Source organism: Lacrimispora sp. (assembly GCF_031982545.1).
Lineage (GTDB): Bacteria > Bacillota > Clostridia > Lachnospirales > Lachnospiraceae > Lacrimispora.
In genome coordinates this window covers 76045-95486 of record NZ_DALYXB010000003.1, presented here as the reverse complement: position 1 = coordinate 95486, position 19442 = coordinate 76045, and the positions used below count along the sequence as shown (strand labels likewise).

The window sequence follows — 19442 nt, the reverse complement described above, 5'->3', positions numbered from 1 at the left end:
TTTAGGAGATGATGAGCATGAGAAAAAAAGGTATGGCTGCTGCTGCCGTCAGTGCAGCCCTGTTGTTTTCTTTAAACGGCTGTGCTCCGGCAAACCGGATTGCTTCTGCTGATCAGACAGCAGAAGCCACAGAGTGGAAAACGGTTCTTACAATTAAAGATGAGGCAGTTCCTCTTTATTCCAAACCTGCGGGAAGCAGTGTTAAGGTTCCTCAGGCATCAGGAACGGTTACTTACAACAGCAATTCCGTTCTTTTAGATGCGTCCAATACCAGCCATGGATATGTGATGGTACAGTATACAGGTAATTCAGCTAAAATTAAGGTTCAGGTTATGAAAAGCGGAGGCGAGACATATACCTATGATTTAAATTCCAGATCGGCGTATGAGGTATTTCCTCTGACTGAAGGAAGCGGAACCTATACAGTCCGGGTATTGGAACAGGTTTCTGGAAACCAATATGCGGTAAAATCCAATAACAGTTTAAACGTAACGCTGTCAAATGAGTATGAACCATTTTTGTATCCCAACCAGTATGTGAATTTTACTGCCGGCAGCGCTGTGGTTGCAAAAGGTGCAGAAGTTGCTGCTTCTGCAGCAGATGGGCTGGGAGTTGTAAGCAATGTATATAATTACGTTGTACAGAATTTTACATACGATACTGCACTTGCCAATTCAGTCCAGTCAGGTTACTTACCCAATGTGGATCATGTTCTGTCTGTGAAGAAGGGAATCTGCTTTGACTATGCAGCTGTCATGACAGCTATGCTTCGCTCTCAGAATATCCCAACCAAACTGGTGGTGGGATATACAGGAAGCCTTTACCACGCATGGGTGAGTGTGTACATAGAAGGACAGGGCTGGGTGGATAATATCATTTATTTTGACGGAACTCAGTGGAAACTGATGGATCCAACCTTTGCCTCGTCGGGAAAGAATGATCCTTCCATTAAGGATTATATTACAAACAGCTCCAATTATAAGGCGAAATATACGTATTAATGAATGGAATGAAAAGGGAGAAAGGACAGATGGCAAAAGTAGAGAAAAAACAGTATTCTGCCCGGGAACTTTCTGCATTCTGCCTACAGATATCCATTCTTCTTCATGCAGCGATCCCTCTTGATGAGGGATTGTCTGTTATGGCGGAGGATGCGCAGCGTGAGGAAGAAAAGAAGCTGCTTTTATCCATGGCAGAGGAAGCAGAACTGGGAAATCCATTTTCCAAAGTATTGAAAGAAACCGGAGTTTATCCGGCTTATATGGTCCGGATGGCAAGGCTTGGAGAAGAGACAGGAACTCTGGATCAGATTATGGAGTCTTTAGCCGGATATTATGAAAAAGAACATATTATGAGGAAGAACATGAAGAACGCAGTTTCCTATCCTGCAATGATGATTGGGATGCTTTTGATTGTTCTGTTTGTACTGTTTACCAAGGTGATGCCTGTATTTGAGAAGGTATATAAACAGCTGGGGGCTCAGATGCCGCCGGTATCAATTGCTGCAACAAGACTGGGAGGAATATTCTGTGCCATATCGCTGGTGATCATTCTTCTCCTTGGGATTGCAGCATTTTTTGTCTGGATTTTAGGGAGGAACGGGAGAAGATTCCTTCTTGCAGAGCGATTACTCAACTGGATGAAGCGAAGAAGTAAAATAGCAAAATCCATAGCAAACCGCCGCTTTACTGCAGTTCTTTCCCTAACCTTAAAAAGCGGGCTGGATCTGGAAAAAGGTATGGAGCTTGCAGGTGAGCTGGTAGAAAACCCTGCAGTGGAAGAGAAAATACGACAGTGTGCCAGTCAGCTGGAAGCCGGAAGCGACTATTACAGCGCAATGAAAGAGACGGGCCTTTTCAACGGGTTTTATATCCAGATGATTAAAGTAGGAACAAGAAGCGGCCGTCTGGACAGTGTGATGTCAGAGATATCAAAAAGCTATGAGGAAGAGGCAGATCTTGCCACGGAGCAGATGATTGGCCGGTTTGAACCAACTGTGATAGCAGTTCTGGCAGTTTCGGTTGGTATGATTCTTCTGTCAGTCATGCTGCCGTTAATCGGTGTTCTGTCTGCCATCGGCTAGGAGGTCTCTATGAAAAAACGAAATGGTTCAGGAAAAGAGCTGTTAGGACAGCTTGTATCCCTTGGGGCGTTTTCTCTCGCCGTTGTGCTTTTTGTCTCTTCCGCTCTGACTTTTTCAAAGCGGTCTGGAGAGAGAGGTGCAGAGACTTTACGGGATGCCATACGCAGGGCATCGGTTCAGTGCTATGCTATTGAAGGAAGATATCCACCCAGTGTGGAGTATTTAGAAGAAAATTACGGCATTAAAATAGACAGAGACCGCTACGATGTATTTTACAGCGGATTCGCATCAAATTTCATGCCGGATATCACGGTTAACTTACAAAATCCATAGAGAGGTAGCCATGGCAGGAAAAGAAATACCAAAAAGCCGGTTGGGAACCATCGTATTTCCCCTCCTTTTATTTCTCGTGTTTGTGATGTGTGCTCTGTTTCTGATTCTGATCGGTGGCAGAGTTTATGAGAACATCAATAACAGATCGGAACTGACCTATGAGAAAGATATAGCTTTCAGCTATATTGCCAATAAGGTCAGGCAGGCAGATGAAGCCGGTGCTGTATCACTGACTGATGTGGATGGAGTGCAGGTACTTACATTGAAGCAGTCTATAGAAGACACGTCGTATGTGACACAGATTTATTACCGTGACGGAAGCTTATGGGAGCTGTTTGCAGATCAGGACAGTGGATTATCCATTGGTGACGGAAATCAGATATTGGAATGCAAAGAAATCACCATGAATATGGAGGACCACCTTCTCCATTTGAAATCAGAAGGTGAAACAGGAAGCCAGCTCTTTATCTCTTTAAGAAGCAAAGGAGCTGCAGATGAATAGAAAAAACAGATCCAATGTAATGATGATGGAGATGATTGTCGCCGTATTTTTCTTTCTGCTGTGTGCAGCTGTCTGCATTCAGGCATTTGTAAAGGCGGACTTACTGAGTAAAAGAGCAGCTGATTTAAATCAGAGTGTTCTGATTGCACAAAGTGTAGCTGAAATCTGGAAGGCAGAAGGAGAAGCGGGACTGATTCACCGTTTCAATGGTGTGAAACAGGATTCCCCAGTGGAAACCTACATCATGATGTTTGACAAAAAAGGGAATGCCGCTGACCAGTCCCAAGCCGTTTATTACGGAGAGGTTAAGCCTGTAAGTGAACTGGAAGCGGAAGTGACTGTATCAAAGGCTGGTAATACGCTTTATACTCTGGCGGTTGGCCGGCATGAAAACCCTTGAGTGAAGGAGGAATCATATGGCGAAACAGGAGATTGGCTACAGGGCCAATATGGGAACGCCTACTCTTATTCTGATATTTATGATTCTCTGTCTGGTTACTTTTGGAATGCTTTCTCTTAGTACTGCCAAAAGCGAATGGAATCTGGCCCAGAGGAATGCAGATTCTGTTACAGAGTATTATAGGGCAGATAAAGAGGGAGAAGTTTTTTATCAGATGGTTTTGCAGAGTTCACGTTCCGGGAAACTGGGAGATTACTATGATTCACAGACTGGGATGGCATCCACTCAGATTCCCATGAAACGATCCCAGTCTCTTTCCATAAAGCTTCATGTACCACCGGATCAGAGCGGGAAGATAGAAATATCCCAGTGGAAAGTCATACAGACAGAAGATTATGAAATTGATCAATCCCTGCCGGTTTTTAAGGGCGGGAATTGACAGAGCAGGAGATTGGAAGATGAAGGTAGTAGATTTGTTGAGTTCTGCTGTGGCACAGAAGGCATCTGATATCTTTCTTGTGCCCGGTATGCCGTTTTCGTATAAGATCGGAAGCAGAATTGTTTACCAGAGTGAGGAAAAGCTGTACCCCGCCCAGATGGAGCTGCTGATAACGGAACTTTACCAGCTGGCAGGAGAAAGAGACATGGGGAAGGTAAGGGAACATGGTGATGATGATTTTTCCTTTGCCATACCAGGAATCTCCAGATTTCGCTCCAGCGTATTCCGCCAGAGAGGTTCTCTGGCTGCAGTGATCCGTGTGGTGAACTTCGATCTCCCTGATTATAAGGAGCTTCATATTCCGGAAAGTGTGATGGATGCAGCCAGACTGACGAAAGGATTTGTACTGGTAACAGGGCCGGCGGGAAGCGGAAAGACAACCACCCTTGCCTGTATTATTGATAAGATTAATAATAATAGAAATGCCCATGTTATTACGTTGGAAGACCCCCTGGAATACTTACACCGCCATAAACAGAGCGTGGTAACCCAGCGGGAAGTGACTACGGATACAGACAGCTATGTGACCGGACTTCGTTCGGCGCTGCGTCAGGCTCCGGATGTCATACTGGTTGGAGAGATGAGGGATTACGAAACAATCCGAATTGCCATGACTGCAGCGGAGACTGGTCATCTGGTGATTTCTACACTTCATACTGTGGGTGCAGCCAATACCATTGACCGTATTATCGACAGCTTTCCGCCGAATCAGCAGCAGCAGATTCGAATGCAGCTGTCTATGGTAATGCAGTCTGTGATATCCCAGCAGCTGATTCCTACCGTAGACGGAGGTGTATATCCCGCATTTGAAATCATGTTTTTTAACAATGCAATCCGAAATATGATTCGGGAATCAAAGACTCATCAGATTGATTCCGTCATTGCCACAGCTCAGGCAGAAGGAATGCGTTCCATGGATTCCAGCCTGTTAGACCTTTACAGGGAAGGCAGAATCTCAAAGGAAAATGCAATTATTTACAGCAGTAACAGTGAATTGATGTCAAAAAAAATTGAACGGGGAATATCAAACGCATAGTTTCCATTTCATGCAGTAACACTATCTATAATACGAATAGGAGAGTGGCATAAAATATGAGAACAGATAAAAGAAAAGTTGCGCTTGTTGGGACTGGAATGGTTGGAATGAGCTACGCTTATTCCATGTTAAACCAGGGAATTTGTGATGAACTTGTTTTAATCGATATTAATCGAAAAAGAGCAGAGGGAGAAGCCATGGATTTAAATCATGGGCTTGCTTTTTCCGGATATCATATGAAGATTTATGCAGGAGAATACAGGGACTGTTCCGATGCGGATATTGTGGTGATTTGTGCAGGCGTGGCACAGAAACAGGGAGAAACCAGACTTGATCTGTTAAAACGCAATGCTTCCGTCTTTGAGTCCATTGTGCAGCCCGTAACAGAGTCCGGATTTAACGGAATCTTTCTTGTTGCAACCAATCCGGTAGACATTATGGCCAGGATTACCTATTCTCTTTCCGGCTTTAATCCCAAGCGGGTGTTAGGAAGCGGTACAGCCCTGGACACAGCCAGGCTGCGGTATCTCCTTGGGGAATCACTTCGAGTTGATCCAAGAAATGTCCATGCATACGTAATGGGCGAGCACGGAGACAGTGAATTCGTACCGTGGAGTCAGGCCATGATTGCTACAAAACCCATATTATCACTTTGTGGAAGCGGCGGCGAAGATGATATGGTATGCAGGGAGGAGTTAAAACGGATCGAAGATGAGGTGCGGGGAGCGGCATACCGTATTATTGATGCAAAGCAGGCAACCTACTATGGAATCGGAATGGCTTTAACCAGAATTACAAAAGCAATACTTGGAGACGAGAACAGTGTCTTTACCGTATCAACCATGTTAAGAGGGGAATACGGTCAGAATGACGTATATGCGGGAGTTCCCTGCATCATAAATAAGAACGGCATTCAGCGGGTTTTAACTCTCTCTCTTACAGAAGAAGAGAGGAAACAGTTTGGCCATTCCTGTGATACGTTACGAGAAAGCTTTCAGGGTATTTTATAAAAATATAGCAGGAAAGAATGGGGAAAACCCTGTTCTTTCCTGGTCTGTTCCGGTCTCAATAAAGGACTTTTATGCGAAGTATTTGTAGAATTTTTGTAGTTTCATGTATATTATAAAAAACTTATAAAAAACGTTGACAAATAGATATTCCCATGCTATGATATACGAGGTTCGAGCGACGAACCAAAGAAATGCTGATGTGGCACAGGTGGTAGCGCACCTCATTGGTAGTGAGGAGGTCACGGGTCCGAGTCCCGTCATCAGCTTATAACAAACGGGAAGTCTTATTCAAGAGACTTCCCGTTTTTGTTATATCATAAAAAGAAGAGAAGGAGGCAGGTTGTTATGGGGAAGAAAAGCAGGAAACGAAAAAGTGCATGGTATTTATTTTTTCGTCCCATAAAGGTCATACTCTTTGTATTTCTGTTGGCGATGGTGATAGGGTGCCTGGCTGGGGGTGCCGTATTTTTAAAATATCAGGATGAGATCATGACATGTAAGGAAAAGGCTGACACCATTATAAGTCAGACTTCCAAAACTGATTTCTCACAGCCAATGGATACAAGGGTTTATGATTCTGAAGGAAACTTAATCGGAACCATTAATTCCGGTCATTACGAATATGTACCAATTACGGGGATCAGCGAAAATCTTCAGAATGCTTACATAGCCCAGGAGGACAGGAGATTCTATAAACATCATGGAATTGATTACAAAGGGCTTTTAAGAGCTGGTCTGGTTTTCATAAAAAACAAAGGTGTGGCGACCCAGGGAGGCAGTACCATCACCCAGCAGGTGATCAAAAACACCTATCTAACCCAGGAGAGGACCATTCAGAGAAAGATAACAGAATTCTTTGCTGCTCCCCGGATGGAGGACAAGTATTCCAAAAAGGATATTATGGAATTTTACTGCAATACCAATTATTATGCAAACCGCAGTTATGGTGTATCCGAGGCCAGCCGTTATTATTTTGATAAGGAAGCAAAGGATTTGACTATCTGGGAAGCAGCAACTCTTGCCGGAATCAGTAACAATCCTTCCAGGTATGACCCGGTGGCACATCCTGATACCTCCAAATGGAAGCGGGATCAGGTAATTGACAATATGGCGCTTTGTAAGTTCATCACCAGGGAAGAGCAGGAGAATGCCAAAGCCCAGCCCCTTACAGTCGCCAAGGTTTATGAAGGCGGAACGACGGAGAATTATCAGACCAGCTACGCCATACATTCCGCTGTGCTGGAACTGATGAAGAATGATGACTTTGTATTTCAGTATGTCTTTCCAAGTAAAAGTTCCTATGATTCCTATAAGGAATTATATCAGGAGCAGTATCAGGCAAAAAGCGATATGGTACGCAAGGGAGGATTTGAAATTCATACCAGCCTGGATTCCAAACTGCAGGCTGCGCTGCAAAACAACATCGATACTCATTTAAAGGGGTTTACGGAAGTTCAGGAGAATGGAAAATTCGCTTTACAGGGAGCGGCTGTCTGCGTAGACAACCGGACCGGATATGTGGTGGCAATAGTAGGCGGACGGGGAACCGATGATGAATATAACCGTGGATTTTTAAGCAGAAGGCAGCCAGGCTCTACCATTAAGCCGCTGATTGATTACGCTCCTGCATTTGAAACCGGCTTTTATTATCCTTCCAGACTGGTCAATGATCATTTGTTTGACGGTGGGCCCAAAAACAGCGGAAGCAAGTACTTTGGTGAAGTGTCTGTAAGAGAAGCATTAAACCGGAGTTTAAATACAGTCGCATGGCAGGTTCTGACGGATATTGGAGTCGATAAAGGGATCAGCTATCTGGGAAAAATGCACTTCGTGGGCTTAAGCAATATGGACAATGGCAACAGCAGTATGAGTATCGGAGGTTTTACTGAGGGAGCCAGAGTTGTGGATATGGCAAAAGGCTATTCGGTTCTTGCCAATCAGGGAAAATACAGCAATAAAACCTGCATTACAAGTATTAAGAGCCAGTATGACGGGGAAATTTATAAAGGCAGTCAGGCAGATGAGAGAATCTTTACGGAAGATACGGCATACATGGTTACCGATGTCCTGAAAGGAACTTTGGATAAGCCTTACGGAACAGGCTCCGGACTGGGAATTAATGTTCCGGCAGCAGGAAAAACAGGAACCACTAACAGCAGTAAGGATACCTGGTTCTGCGGTTATACCAGATATTACACCACTGCGATCTGGGTGGGATATGATACTCCCAGAGCAATGCCGGGAGTTTACGGAAAGACTTATTCCGGTAAGATGTGGCATGATTTTATGGCTGAAATCAATAAGGACCTGCCTCCCCTGGACTGGGATATGCCTTCTACCGTTTCCGCTTATAATGTGGATTCCAGAGGAGAGAAAACGGATCAGGAAACTGGCAATAAGGATTTATTCTCCTCCGTGGCAGAAGCGGCAGCAATGGCAGATACAAAGAAATGGAAAGATGAAGAAGCCCGTAAGCAGCAGGAAGCCCAGTCTCAGATGAATCAGGCAGCACAGGATGCAGCCAGACAGACCCAGGAACAGGCAGCCGCTTCGTTGCAGTCTCTGATTGCTGAATTTAACGGACTAAATCACCGTGACAGTTCTACGGATGATAAGATTACAACGGCTAAAACATATTTGGAGCAGTTAAACGGAACGGAAACTTATGACAGTTTAAAGCAGGCACTAGATGAAGCGGTCAACCGTGTTCTTGCTCTTCCAAAACAGGATGATTCGTCGAAACCACAGGAGATCGGACCTGGAATGACGAAACCAAGAGAGACCGCAACTCCTGTTTTCCCTGGGGATAGTAACCCTCAGTCAGGCGGGGAAGTTGGCAACGGACCGGGCGATGATGACACCCAGGCAGAAGCGGTGGGACCTGGAATGGAATAAAAATAGAGTGAAGTCATTGTTTTTTCCGGATGTTCGTTATATAATAAAATTTGTCTGAAACATCACGAGAATGAAGATATAGGAGTGTGTTTATAATGAATCGAATTAGAACCAGATATGCCCCAAGCCCCACAGGACGCATGCACGTAGGCAATTTAAGAACAGCCATGTATGCGTACCTGATTGCAAAACATGAAGGTGGAGATTTTCTTCTCCGTATTGAAGATACCGATCAGGAACGTTTTGTAGAAGGTGCTGTGGAGATTATTTATAGAACATTGGAAGAGACAGGACTCGTTCATGATGAAGGTCCTGATAAGGATGGCGGAGTTGGTCCTTATGTACAGAGTGAACGTCACGCTCAGGGAATGTACCTTGATTATGCCAGGATGCTGGTGGAAAAAGGAGAGGCTTACTACTGCTTCTGTACCCAGGAACGTCTGGATTCTTTAAAGAAAACCGTAGACGGTCAGGAAATCATGGTTTATGACAAGCATTGCCTTCACCTTACGAAAGAAGAGGTACAGGCTAATCTGGCGGCAGGAATGCCATACGTAATACGCCAGAATAATCCGGTTGACGGAACCACCACATTCCACGATGAAATTTACGGTGATATCACAGTAGATAACTCAGAGCTTGATGATATGGTTCTGATTAAATCCGATGGATATCCAACTTACAATTTTGCCAATGTAGTGGATGATCACCTGATGGGAATCACCCATGTGGTAAGAGGTAACGAGTATTTATCCTCTTCACCCAAATATAACCGTCTTTACGACGCGTTTGGCTGGGAAGTTCCGGTTTATGTACACTGTCCTCTGATTACCAATGAGGAACATAAAAAATTAAGCAAGAGAAGCGGCCATGCTTCTTATGAGGATTTAATTGAACAGGGATTCATTTCTGAGGCAGTGGTTAATTATGTGGCTTTGCTTGGCTGGTCACCAGTTGGAAACCAGGAGATTTTCTCTCTCAAAGAATTAATTCAGGAATTTGATTTCCACAATATCAGTAAATCCCCGGCTGTGTTCGACATGACCAAGTTAAAGTGGATGAACAGTGAATACATGAAAGCGATGGACTTAGACAGATTTTATGGAATGGCAGAACCTTATATCAGGAAAGTCATTAAAAAGGATCTGGATTTCACAAAGATCGCTGCCATGGTTAAGACCAGAATCGAAGTGTTCCCTGATATTGAGAATCATATTGATTTCTTTCAGGAGTTGCCGGAATATGACTGCTCCATGTATTTTAATAAGAAGATGAAGACGGACAGCCAGACCTCTCTTTCCCTGTTACAGGAGATACTTCCCATTCTGGAAGCACAGGAAGATTACAGCAACGATGCACTTTATGCTGCGCTTTCCGCATTTGTTTCTGAAAAAGGATATAAAACCGGCTATGTTATGTGGCCCATCCGCACTGCAGTTTCCGGCAAGCAGATGACTCCGGCAGGTGCAACAGAAATCATGGAGGTCCTTGGAAAAGAAGAATCCTTAAATCGAATCAGAAAAGGAATCGAACTTTTAAGCAAAGAGACTTTATAGAAAAGAAGATGAAAGCAGGGGAAAGGCAGAAAACCGGACTCCTGCTTCTTTGTTTGACTCGGAGGATAACATGAAACAACAAGTGACCTATGAAGGCGCCCAGAAAGAAGCAATTCTTCACCGGGATGGACCGATGTTAGTGCTGGCTGGGCCGGGATCAGGAAAAACATTTACCATTACGCACAGAGTCTGCCATCTCATTGAGGAATATCACGTGGATCCGTCCCGCATTCTGGTCATTACATTTACCAAGGCGGCAGCCACGGAGATGAAGGAACGATTTGATGCATTGATGGGAGATCCTGCTCCCTTTGTCAGCTTCGGTACCTTTCATGCCATATTTTTCCGTATTCTCAAATTCGCCTATCGCTATGATGCCAGGAATATTATCAGGGAAGACCAGAAAACCAGGTTCGTAAAGGAAGAAATGGACCGCCGCAGTGTGGAAGTGGAAGATGAAGGGGATTTTATTACCTCTATTTTATCAGAGATCAGTTCTGTGAAAGGGGATATGATCTCACTGGATCATTATTACTCCAAAAATTGCTCAGAAGAAATATTTAAACAGCTTTATCTGGGGTATGAGGACAGGCTGAGAAAAGCCAATCTGATTGATTTTGACGACATGCTGGTCATGTGCCATGAGCTTTTCACCCAGAGAAAAGATATACTGGCAGCGTGGCAGAGAAAATACCAGTACATTCTGGTGGATGAGTTCCAGGATATTAACCGGGTACAGTATGAAATTGTCCGTATGCTTGCGAAGCCTGAGGATAATCTTTTTATTGTGGGTGACGATGACCAGTCCATCTACCGGTTCCGGGGAGCCAAGCCGGAAATCATGCTTGGGTTTGAAAAAGATTATAAAAGTGCAAAGAAGGTTCTTTTAAATATCAATTTCAGAAGCACCAGAGACATTGTGGAAACAGCAGGGAAACTGATCGCCCACAATGAAATGCGATTCCCGAAGAAAATTGTAACTGACAAAGGTTCCGGAAAACCAGTGGTTACCAGGCTGTGGAAGGATCCACAGGAAGAAACCATGGAAATTGTGGAGGAGATTCTTAATTATGGGAAAGCAGGATATGCACTCAGTGATATCGCTGTTTTATACCGGACTAATCTGGGTCCCAGACTTTTAATAGAGAAATTTATGGAATATAATGTTCCGTTTATCACCCGGGATTCTGTTCCCAATCTATACGATCACTGGATTGCCCAGAATCTGGTCTCCTATATGAAAACGGCACAGGGTGACCGTCAGAGAGCCAGCGTTCTCCAAATCATCAACCGCCCCAACCGCTACATAAGCAGGGATTCCCTGGAAGGCAATCCGGTAAACTTTGAGTCTGTGAAATCCTTCTACCAGGACCGCAGCTTCATGGTGGAACGGGTGGAACAGCTGGAATATGATTTACGGATGATAAAAAACATGGCGCCAGTTGCAGCGGTTAATTATATCAGGAAAGCAATTGGGTATGATGATTATCTAAGGGAATATGCCCAGTACCGCAGGATGAAGCCGGAGGAACTCCTTGAGGTGGCGGATCAGCTTTCAGAAAGTGCGGCAGGATTTCAGTCCTTTGACCAGTGGCTGGTGCATATGAAAGAGTATGGGGAAGAGTTAAATAACCGGGCTAAATCCGGGCAGACAAAAGCAGAAGGTGTGGCATTAATGACCATGCACAGTTCCAAAGGGCTGGAATACAAAATTGTCTATATTTTAGACGCCAATGAAGGAGTGACCCCACACCAGAAGGCTGTTCTTCCAGCTGATTTAGAAGAGGAGCGGCGGATGTTTTATGTGGCGATGACAAGGGCCAAGGAACGGCTTCATGTAAATTATGTCCAGGAACGATACGGAAAAAAACAGGATGTATCCCGCTTTGTCCGGGAGTATCTGGAGAAAAATTAAGGAGGGAGTGGCTTTTATGGAATCTTGTGTTCACATTTACTGCGGAGATGGAAAAGGAAAAACTACGGCAGCCATCGGTCTGGCAGTCCGCGCCAGCGGCTGTAATAAAAAGGTACTCATTGCCCGGTTTCTTAAAACCGATCATTCCGGAGAGGTACTGGCGCTTCAATCCCTTTCCGGTATCACAGTTATGCCATGTGAGAAAAGCTTTGGCTTTTTCACCAGCATGACAGACGAACAAAAGAAGGAAGCCAGAGTTTATTATTCCAGTCTTCTGGACTGCGTACTGGAAAAAGCGGCGAAAGAACCCTTTGATCTGCTGGTTTTAGATGAAATTATGGCTGTATGCAATTACGGACTGGTGGATGAGGAGAAGGTGCTCCAGTTTATTTTCGGCAGGCCAGAGAAGCTGGAAGTAGTGCTTACAGGAAGAAATCCTTCCGATCAGCTTCTTGATCAGGCGGATTACGTATCAGAAATAAAAAAGATCAAACATCCCTATGACCGGGGGATCAATGCCAGAAGAGGAATTGAATATTAAGGACAAAATCCCTTGATTTTTAGCCGATTGTTTGATAGAGTGAAGAAAGGTGTAAACAGACACCTATATTAAGATAGAAAAAGAGAGGTATCAGGATGGCACAGGATCCTAATTTAGAGCACGATGAGATGGAACCCCAGGAGGAGATGACAGTGACACTGACCCTGGATGATGGATCGGAACTGGAGTGCGTTGTACTTACAATTTTCACAGCAGCTGAGAGAGACTATATCGCTCTGCTTCCTATGGAAGGCGCTGAGGCAGAAGAGGGAGAAGTTTATCTGTATCGTTATTCCGAAAGCGAAGACGGACAGCCAAATCTTGAAAATATCGAAGATGACGATGAATATGAAATCGTTGCAGATGCTTTTGATCAGATGTTAGACGAAGCAGAATATGATGAGCTTGTCGGCGAAGATGAGGAAGAAGAGTAAAAAGTGAATTAAGAATGAAAAGTCGGGAAAGGTCCGGTATATGGAGCCGGTCCCGGCTTTTGATTTTATTGCATAGAAGAAAAGGAGAAGGAAGTATGGATCGAACAGTTGATGCCAGAGGGCTGGCGTGCCCACAGCCGGTGATTAAGGCAAAGGAAGCCATGAAAGATATGACGGAAGGGATTCTGACCATTCTCGTTGATAATGAGATTGCTGTACAAAATGTGATGAAACTGGGGAATTATTCAGGAGTGAATCCTTCTTCCACAAAGCTGTCAGATAAAGAATATCAGATCCTGTTTTACATGGAAAAAGGAGTTGAGCCTGTACAGAAGAATACGTTAGAAGAATGTGAACCTGACAGTCGGAAGAAAGGTCTGGTTGCCGTACTTTCCTCTGACCAGATGGGAACCGGCAGTGAAGAACTAGGCCGTATTCTGATGAAAGGCTTTGTGTATGCCCTGACCCAGCTGGAAGAACTCCCTGAAACCATACTGCTTTACAATGGAGGAGTCAGGCTGTCAACCGAGGGCTCATCCTCTCTGGAAGATTTAAAGACGCTGGAAGCTCAGGGAGTTGAGATTTTAACCTGTGGAACCTGTCTGAATTTTTATGAATTAACAGAAAAACTCAGCGTAGGAACCGTAACCAACATGTATGAGATTACGGAAAAGATGGCAGGTGCCCGTCTGGTTATCCGGCCATAGAACCTTTTTTAAAAGCTCTGGTATCTCAGGGAGATAGCCGGACTGCACACCTTTAAATAGAGCTTATGCAGCAAAAAAGTACTTGAAAGAACAAAGAATATTTCAAGAGCTGAGCTGACAATTCCAGTCAGAAAAAAGAGAATCATGGATACCACGGTGATAACGATCAGACTGATGAAATAAGGGCGATAAACTGACTGATTCATGCAGGTAAGCTTCCATGTCACCAGATAAAGACTGATCATGAGAGAGATGGAAGCTGCAAATGACAAAAATACATGAAGAACGGCATGAAAGGGCTGTGAATCAGGCAGATAAGGGATGGTAACTGCCAGGCCTAAAAGAAGGAGGGCTAATGTAGAAAATACCATCTCCTTTTTATTTCTGGGAAGTGTATGAATAATCTTTTTTAAAACGTAATAAAAATAAGCACCAACAATGATACCCCATAAAAGAAACAGGTTTTTTCTGTCTGCCAGGCTTCCAAGAACGGAAAAATTAAGGGTGAACCAGTTGGTCCCCCAGGCAAACAGTATGGTATAGACAGGGATGATAATATAAGCGGTTATGGTTAATAAAGTCATATGGCACCTCCCGGATATTTCTTCTGTTTAGTTTGCCACTAACTTGAAAAAATAACATAAAATTATGGAGATTTTAAAAATAGACAGGAAGAGGAATTAAAATGATTCAATTACCGGATAAATTTGTGGAAAAGATGAAAGGATTGCTGGGGGATGAATATGATGCATTCTTAAAAAGCTATGAGGAGGACCGGTCTTTGGGACTCAGGATTAACCCATTAAAAGCAGACCCCGGGGAATTTGTCCGGCAATCTCCTTTTTTATCTGAACCGGTTCCCTGGGCATCGGAAGGCTTTTATTATCAGGCGGGACAGCGGCCTGGAAAGCATCCATATCATGAAGCCGGTGTTTACTATATTCAGGAACCAAGTGCCATGGCAGTGGTAGAGCTTTTAGATCCAAAGCCAGGAGAAACGATTCTTGATCTGTGTGCAGCTCCCGGCGGAAAAACAACCCATATTGCTGGTAAACTAAAAGGAGAAGGATTTTTGCTGAGCAACGAGATTCATCCTGCCAGGGCAAAGATTCTGGCCCAGAATGTGGAGCGTATGGGAATTCGTAATTCTGTTGTAACCAATGAAGATTCTTATTCGCTGTCCCTTAAATTCCCTGAATTTTTTGATCGTATCGTGGTGGACGCTCCCTGCTCTGGAGAAGGAATGTTTCGAAAGGATGAGGCTGCCAGACTGGAATGGAGCCCGGATCACGTAGAAGCCTGCGCCCGGAGGCAGAGGGAAATTCTTGAAAATGCTTCCGTAATGTTAAAATCAGAGGGTATCATGGTCTATTCCACCTGTACCTTTTCTCCCGAGGAGAATGAGCAGGTGATCGAATCGTTTCTGATTTCCCACCCTGATTTTTCCGTTGTGGACAGGGGGGAACGCCCAGGACTTTCTCATGGCATGCCGGAGTGGAGTAAGTACGGATCAGAAGACTTAAAAAAGACATTCCGTATCTGGCCTCATAAGTCAGAAGGGGAAGGTCATTTTCTGGCTGTATTAAAAAGAGATGGGGATAAGATTCCTGAGAGAAAAAGATCCTGTCCTGCCTATTTAAAGGATAAAGCTATCTGGAAAGAGGTGGAGATATTTTTAAAGGAACTGCTTGCTGATCCGGAAGTTTTTTTAGAGAGAAAAGAATATATCCTGTTTGGAGAACAGCTTTATCTTCTTCCGCCGGAGATGATTGATTTAAAGGGAATGAAAGTAATCCGTCCGGGACTTCACATGGGTACCATAAAAAAGAACCGGTTTGAACCTTCCCATGCACTGGCTCTTTCCTTAAAAAAAGAGGAGGTTCTTTCCTGGGCAGAGATACCTGCAGATCACGAGGATATAGTGAAATATTTAAAAGGACAGACGCTTTCAGCCCCCTTTTCCTGGCCGGTCAGGCTGGATAAGAAAGGCTGGGTGCTGGTTGTGACAGATGGTTATTCCATTGGGTTTGCGAAACTGGCCGCTGGAATTCTTAAAAATCATTATCCCAAAGGCCTTCGGTGGATGTAACGCCAATAAACTGCATATCTACCGGAAGAGCTGCCTCAAAAAACAGGGGAACGCTGGTGACCGGATGGATAAAATCCAGACGGAAGGAATGGAGTGCCTGCCGATTTATGTAACGGTAATCCGGATTGTAAAGAAAATCACCTGGCAGAGGATGTCCGATTGATTTTAGATGAACCCGGATCTGGTGAGTTCGTCCAGTCTCCAGTCGAAGTCCTGCAAGGGAGTGTCCTGTGACGGGATCATAAAAAAGACGGCAAAAAAAGGTTCTTGCCGGGTCGCCGTTTACGGGGTCGATACAACGCTCAATGGTAGAATCGTGAGTTCTGGCTATGGGAGCATCAATGATTCCCTCCTTTGGAAGTTCACCCTGGACCACTGCAAGATACCGTCTGTGTATTTCATGCTTTTTTACCATGTCAGACAGGATACAGGCACTTAAGGGATTTTTGGCAATAATTAAGAGTCCGGTGGTATCACGGTCCAGCCGGTTAATGGCTCGAAAGGTAAAAGCCTCCTGCTTTTTTTTGAAATACCATGCCAGTCCATTGGCCAGGGTATTATCAAAATTTCCCTGGGAAGGGTGAATGGGAACGCCTGCCGCTTTGTTGATAACCAGAAGATGCTCATCCTCAAATAAGATATCGATGGGCATCTCAGTGGGTACGATATTATCCGAATCTTTCTCTTCAGGAAAGGTGATGGTAAGTACCTCTCCTTTTGCTGGTCTGTAAGTGGTGTACACTGGCCTGCCTCCGGCTGTGATTGCATTCTCCGTATTGCGTAAGCGCCGGATCAGGCTTTGGGAGTATCCCTGGTCTAATAGAAACTGCCCTATGGTTTTATGGTTGGAAGCTTCTGTGATTAAGTAATTTATGTTCATTTTCATAAACCGATTCTATCATGAGGGAACATGATTGACAAGAAGCAACTTGCGTGTATAATTAATTTGTAAAAATGGAAAGGGGGATATCAGATGTTTAATGAAGAAACGTATGAGGAACTGGAAGCAGAGTTTGAGAAATACCATATTGAGGAAGAAGTAGAGGAGGTTTTGCTTGATCTTGCAGAAGCACTGGCAGATAAGGGAATTCTGGATAAAGAATTGAATTTGACGGAATCCTATGGTAAGACACAGATCTATGCAACCGGAATCTGCACTGACGAAGATGGCGAGGTCAGTGTTTTGATTAAACACATAAAGATTGGCAAAAAAGAATTTGAAATCAATGATTATTTTCTATAAATAATCGAAAGAGAAACGGAGGCAGTACAACATGATGGGAGACCGTGATAAATACTCCCCCAAAGAGCTTGGCATCGATTTGCTGTGTGATCTTGTGGGAGCACTTTTATTTAATGTGGGAATCTATAACTTTGCTGTCAATGCACAGTTTGCACCGGTGGGAGTATCTGGTATTGCATTAATTTTGCGTTATCTGTTCGGATTGCCTATGGGTATCACCAGCATTGTTTTAAATATCCCCATTATACTGGTCAGCTATAAGCTTTTGGGAAGAAGCTTTCTTCTGCGTTCTATGAAAAGCATGCTGATCTTTGCACTGGTACTGGATTATGTTGTTCCTATGTTTCCGGCCTATCAGGGCAATCCCCTCTATGCATCGGCGTGTACCGGAATTTTTTCCGGGCTTGGTTTAACCCTGGTATATTTAAGAAACGGTTCCACTGGAGGAACTGATTTCCTGGTTATGGCAATCAGAAAGATATTTCCTCATCTTACCATCGGCAAGATCTCCCTTGTGGTGGATGCTGTAGTAATCATAGCGGGCGGACTGGTGTTTCGGAATGTGGATGCTGTCATACTTGGTCTGGTTTCTTCCATCGTGACCACCATGGTGATTGATAAAATCATGTATGGTCTGGGTGCCGGCAAACTGGTATTTGTGGTTACCTCTCATGAAGAGGAGGTAGCATGTAAAATCGAAGAAGCAACGGGCAGAGGCTGCACCTTTTTGAAAGGCCAGGGCTCTTTTACCAAAGATGAAAAGAATGTGGTTATGTGCGCATGCAACAATTCTCAGGTGGTCTCCATCCGAAGAGCAATTCATGAAACGGACAAGGATGCATTCCTGATCATAACCGATTCCAACGAAGTTTATGGGGAAGGCTTTAAACCCATAAACGGACAGTTTTAACTGATAATAGCGGAGTGGAAAGGAGCGCATCACTGCTTCATGTGCTTCTCCTTTCCGGCTGCATGATCCACCATCCGGTCTTTCTTTAAAAAACTGGCTCTTTTTACGCTGTCAGTACCAAATTTGCTGCGGATATGATCCACAGCTTTTTCCATCTCTTTCATCTTTTTTGATTGTTCTGATTCAAATAAGTTCATCTGCAAATATCCCTCATCCGAAATCTTGGTGGCGCGCACTCCCAAAAGACGAAGGGGCGTACGATCCCAGAATTCTTCCAGCAGTCTGCAGGCGTGTTCATAAATAAGAGTGGTAGAATCAGTGGGACAGTTTAAGGTAGTCTGATGGGTGGTAGTATGAAAATCCCAATCCTTAATCTCCACACAGACACAGTCACACAACACATGATCTCTGCGCAGTCTGGCCCCCACTGTCTCACTTAAGGATAAAAGAATAGAACGGGCAGTTTCCATGTCTTCCACGTCTCTTGACAAGGTGGTGCTGTTTCCATACCCTTTATTCACCGGTTCCCGGTGGCCTACCGGAGAGGAATCAATCCCGCAGGCATAGTCGTGGATTAAAACCGCATATTTTTCTCCCAGCAGGTGCTTTAAATATTTTACATCACAGGCTGCCAGCTGTCCGATGGTATGAATGCCGATCCCCACAAGCTTCTGTTTCGCGGAATGTCCTACAAAAAACAGTTCTCCCACAGGCAGAGGCCACATCTTGGTTTTAATCTCATGGGCAAACAGAGTGTGGCAGAGGTTGGGCTTTTTAAAATCCGAAGCCATCTTGGCCAGCAGCTTATTAGGCGCAATTCCGATATTCACCGTAAACTTCAGCTCCTGCCAGACCTTCTCCCGTATGAGATTGGCTGTATCAATGGGAGATCCGAAAAGATGGATGGTGGAAGTCATATCAAGAAAGGCTTCGTCTATGCTAAACTGTTCAATGTCCGGTGTATAGTCAGACAAAAGATCCATCAGTCTTTTGGAATATTCCAGATAGATATCAAAGCGGGCAGGAACCACTGTAAGCCCCGGACACTTGCGAAGAGCCTGGGCGATGGGTTCTCCGGTTGTAATTCCATATTCTTTGGCAGGCGTGGATTTCGCCAGCACAATCCCGTGTCTTGACTGGGCATCACCGCCGACTGCAGAGGGGATGGTGCGCAAATCAAGAGCTTCCGGGTCCTGTCTTAAGCGGTCTGCAGATTCCCAGCTTAAAAATGCAGAGTTAACATCAATATGGAAAATAAGAGGCTCCGTTACCATATCTGATTCTCCTTT

The 19442-nt window shown here is 44.4% G+C and carries 20 protein-coding genes and 1 tRNA gene; 18 read left to right on the top strand and 3 right to left on the bottom strand.

Annotation, left to right across the window (positions count from 1 at the left end; genetic code table 11):
* Positions 1 to 17: 17 nt before the first annotated feature.
* The 15 genes from ABS301_RS06375 (at position 18) to yedF (ending at position 13911) form a co-directional block, all read left to right on the top strand.
* Entirely contained in the window at positions 18 to 1001 is a 984-nt protein-coding gene (locus ABS301_RS06375; RefSeq protein WP_349671423.1) for a transglutaminase-like domain-containing protein, read from the top strand.
* A 29-nt stretch (positions 1002 to 1030) separates the two neighbouring features.
* Positions 1031 to 2083: a type II secretion system F family protein gene (locus tag ABS301_RS06370; protein WP_349671422.1), complete on the top strand. Its 1053-nt coding sequence runs from the start codon at positions 1031 to 1033 to the stop codon at positions 2081 to 2083.
* A 9-nt stretch (positions 2084 to 2092) separates the two neighbouring features.
* Positions 2093 to 2416: a hypothetical protein gene (locus tag ABS301_RS06365; RefSeq protein ID WP_349668529.1), complete on the top strand. Its 324-nt coding sequence runs from the start codon at positions 2093 to 2095 to the stop codon at positions 2414 to 2416.
* A 10-nt stretch (positions 2417 to 2426) separates the two neighbouring features.
* A complete protein-coding gene (locus ABS301_RS06360) occupies positions 2427 to 2918 on the top strand; it encodes a DUF4860 domain-containing protein (RefSeq protein ID WP_349671421.1) in 492 nt (163 codons plus the stop codon).
* The gene (locus tag ABS301_RS06355) at positions 2911 to 3318 is read left to right on the top strand and encodes a hypothetical protein (protein ID WP_349671420.1); all 408 of its coding nucleotides are present in this window, start codon (positions 2911 to 2913) and stop codon (positions 3316 to 3318) included. Before ABS301_RS06360 ends, ABS301_RS06355 begins: the two co-directional genes overlap by 8 nt.
* A 16-nt stretch (positions 3319 to 3334) precedes the next feature.
* Entirely contained in the window at positions 3335 to 3757 is a 423-nt protein-coding gene (locus ABS301_RS06350; protein ID WP_349671419.1) for a short-chain dehydrogenase, read from the top strand.
* 19 nt (positions 3758 to 3776) lie between these two features.
* On the top strand, positions 3777 to 4853 hold the full coding sequence (locus ABS301_RS06345) for a type IV pilus twitching motility protein PilT (RefSeq protein ID WP_349671418.1): 1077 nt from the start codon (positions 3777 to 3779) through the stop codon (positions 4851 to 4853).
* Between the two features lie 56 nt (positions 4854 to 4909).
* Complete coding sequence (locus ABS301_RS06340) at positions 4910 to 5863, top strand: L-lactate dehydrogenase (protein ID WP_349671417.1); 954 nt, start codon at positions 4910 to 4912, stop codon at positions 5861 to 5863.
* Positions 5864 to 6056: 193 nt separating this feature from the next.
* Positions 6057 to 6129: transfer RNA gene (locus ABS301_RS06335), tRNA-Thr, on the top strand.
* A 79-nt stretch (positions 6130 to 6208) separates the two neighbouring features.
* On the top strand, positions 6209 to 8758 hold the full coding sequence (locus tag ABS301_RS06330) for a transglycosylase domain-containing protein (protein WP_349671416.1): 2550 nt from the start codon (positions 6209 to 6211) through the stop codon (positions 8756 to 8758).
* 95 nt (positions 8759 to 8853) lie between these two features.
* On the top strand, positions 8854 to 10314 hold the full coding sequence (gene gltX, locus ABS301_RS06325; protein ID WP_349671415.1) for a glutamate--tRNA ligase: 1461 nt from the start codon (positions 8854 to 8856) through the stop codon (positions 10312 to 10314).
* 82 nt (positions 10315 to 10396) lie between these two features.
* A complete protein-coding gene (locus ABS301_RS06320; protein WP_349671657.1) occupies positions 10397 to 12229 on the top strand; it encodes an ATP-dependent helicase in 1833 nt (610 codons plus the stop codon).
* Between the two features lie 16 nt (positions 12230 to 12245).
* Entirely contained in the window at positions 12246 to 12770 is a 525-nt protein-coding gene (locus ABS301_RS06315; protein WP_349671414.1) for a cob(I)yrinic acid a,c-diamide adenosyltransferase, read from the top strand.
* Between the two features lie 95 nt (positions 12771 to 12865).
* The gene (locus ABS301_RS06310) at positions 12866 to 13204 is read left to right on the top strand and encodes a DUF1292 domain-containing protein (protein WP_170822987.1); all 339 of its coding nucleotides are present in this window, start codon (positions 12866 to 12868) and stop codon (positions 13202 to 13204) included.
* 95 nt (positions 13205 to 13299) lie between these two features.
* Positions 13300 to 13911, top strand: a complete 612-nt coding sequence (gene yedF, locus ABS301_RS06305) for a sulfurtransferase-like selenium metabolism protein YedF (RefSeq protein WP_349671413.1) — start codon at positions 13300 to 13302, stop codon at positions 13909 to 13911.
* An 8-nt stretch (positions 13912 to 13919) separates the two neighbouring features.
* On the opposite strand, the gene ABS301_RS06300 is transcribed toward yedF, so the two are convergent.
* Positions 13920 to 14495: a hypothetical protein gene (locus ABS301_RS06300; protein WP_349671412.1), complete on the bottom strand. Its 576-nt coding sequence runs from the start codon at positions 14493 to 14495 to the stop codon at positions 13920 to 13922.
* A gap of 101 nt (positions 14496 to 14596) precedes the next feature.
* On the opposite strand from ABS301_RS06300, the gene ABS301_RS06295 reads away from it, so the two are divergent.
* Positions 14597 to 16000 carry an RsmB/NOP family class I SAM-dependent RNA methyltransferase gene (locus ABS301_RS06295; protein WP_349671411.1) on the top strand — a complete coding sequence of 468 codons (1404 nt, stop codon included), beginning with the start codon at positions 14597 to 14599 and terminating at the stop codon, positions 15998 to 16000.
* On the opposite strand, the gene ABS301_RS06290 is transcribed toward ABS301_RS06295, so the two are convergent.
* Positions 15963 to 16886: an RluA family pseudouridine synthase gene (locus ABS301_RS06290; protein ID WP_349671410.1), complete on the bottom strand. Its 924-nt coding sequence runs from the start codon at positions 16884 to 16886 to the stop codon at positions 15963 to 15965. The two genes, ABS301_RS06295 and ABS301_RS06290, sit on opposite strands and share 38 nt — an antisense overlap.
* Positions 16887 to 16973: 87 nt before the next feature.
* Between ABS301_RS06290 and ABS301_RS06285 the strand changes: the two genes are divergently transcribed.
* Together ABS301_RS06285 and ABS301_RS06280 are read left to right on the top strand one after the other, a co-directional pair.
* Positions 16974 to 17243 carry a U-box domain-containing protein 56 gene (locus tag ABS301_RS06285; RefSeq protein ID WP_104436877.1) on the top strand — a complete coding sequence of 90 codons (270 nt, stop codon included), beginning with the start codon at positions 16974 to 16976 and terminating at the stop codon, positions 17241 to 17243.
* Between the two features lie 31 nt (positions 17244 to 17274).
* Positions 17275 to 18153, top strand: coding sequence for a YitT family protein (locus ABS301_RS06280; RefSeq protein WP_349671409.1), 879 nt, complete (start codon positions 17275 to 17277; stop codon positions 18151 to 18153).
* A 29-nt stretch (positions 18154 to 18182) separates the two neighbouring features.
* Here ABS301_RS06280 and ABS301_RS06275 read toward each other — a convergent pair whose 3' ends face one another.
* Complete coding sequence (locus tag ABS301_RS06275) at positions 18183 to 19427, bottom strand: DNA polymerase Y family protein (protein ID WP_349671408.1); 1245 nt, start codon at positions 19425 to 19427, stop codon at positions 18183 to 18185.
* Between the last annotated feature and the right edge of the window lie 15 nt (positions 19428 to 19442).

What these genes read in the sequence shown, in the direction of transcription:
- ABS301_RS06375 (WP_349671423.1), top strand. Translation starts at nt 18, where the DNA reads ATGAGAAAAAAAGGTATGGCTGCTGCTGCCGTCAGTGCAGCCCTGTTG.
- ABS301_RS06370 (WP_349671422.1), top strand. Translation starts at nt 1,031, where the DNA reads ATGGCAAAAGTAGAGAAAAAACAGTATTCTGCCCGGGAACTTTCTGCA.
- ABS301_RS06365 (WP_349668529.1), top strand. Translation starts at nt 2,093, where the DNA reads ATGAAAAAACGAAATGGTTCAGGAAAAGAGCTGTTAGGACAGCTTGTA.
- ABS301_RS06360 (WP_349671421.1), top strand. Translation starts at nt 2,427, where the DNA reads ATGGCAGGAAAAGAAATACCAAAAAGCCGGTTGGGAACCATCGTATTT.
- ABS301_RS06355 (WP_349671420.1), top strand. Translation starts at nt 2,911, where the DNA reads ATGAATAGAAAAAACAGATCCAATGTAATGATGATGGAGATGATTGTC.
- ABS301_RS06350 (WP_349671419.1), top strand. Translation starts at nt 3,335, where the DNA reads ATGGCGAAACAGGAGATTGGCTACAGGGCCAATATGGGAACGCCTACT.
- ABS301_RS06345 (WP_349671418.1), top strand. Translation starts at nt 3,777, where the DNA reads ATGAAGGTAGTAGATTTGTTGAGTTCTGCTGTGGCACAGAAGGCATCT.
- ABS301_RS06340 (WP_349671417.1), top strand. Translation starts at nt 4,910, where the DNA reads ATGAGAACAGATAAAAGAAAAGTTGCGCTTGTTGGGACTGGAATGGTT.
- ABS301_RS06330 (WP_349671416.1), top strand. Translation starts at nt 6,209, where the DNA reads ATGGGGAAGAAAAGCAGGAAACGAAAAAGTGCATGGTATTTATTTTTT.
- gltX (WP_349671415.1), top strand. Translation starts at nt 8,854, where the DNA reads ATGAATCGAATTAGAACCAGATATGCCCCAAGCCCCACAGGACGCATG.
- ABS301_RS06315 (WP_349671414.1), top strand. Translation starts at nt 12,246, where the DNA reads ATGGAATCTTGTGTTCACATTTACTGCGGAGATGGAAAAGGAAAAACT.
- ABS301_RS06310 (WP_170822987.1), top strand. Translation starts at nt 12,866, where the DNA reads ATGGCACAGGATCCTAATTTAGAGCACGATGAGATGGAACCCCAGGAG.
- yedF (WP_349671413.1), top strand. Translation starts at nt 13,300, where the DNA reads ATGGATCGAACAGTTGATGCCAGAGGGCTGGCGTGCCCACAGCCGGTG.
- ABS301_RS06300 (WP_349671412.1), bottom strand. Translation starts at nt 14,495, where the DNA reads ATGACTTTATTAACCATAACCGCTTATATTATCATCCCTGTCTATACC.
- ABS301_RS06295 (WP_349671411.1), top strand. Translation starts at nt 14,597, where the DNA reads ATGATTCAATTACCGGATAAATTTGTGGAAAAGATGAAAGGATTGCTG.
- ABS301_RS06290 (WP_349671410.1), bottom strand. Translation starts at nt 16,886, where the DNA reads ATGAAAATGAACATAAATTACTTAATCACAGAAGCTTCCAACCATAAA.
- ABS301_RS06285 (WP_104436877.1), top strand. Translation starts at nt 16,974, where the DNA reads ATGTTTAATGAAGAAACGTATGAGGAACTGGAAGCAGAGTTTGAGAAA.
- ABS301_RS06280 (WP_349671409.1), top strand. Translation starts at nt 17,275, where the DNA reads ATGATGGGAGACCGTGATAAATACTCCCCCAAAGAGCTTGGCATCGAT.
- ABS301_RS06275 (WP_349671408.1), bottom strand. Translation starts at nt 19,427, where the DNA reads ATGGTAACGGAGCCTCTTATTTTCCATATTGATGTTAACTCTGCATTT.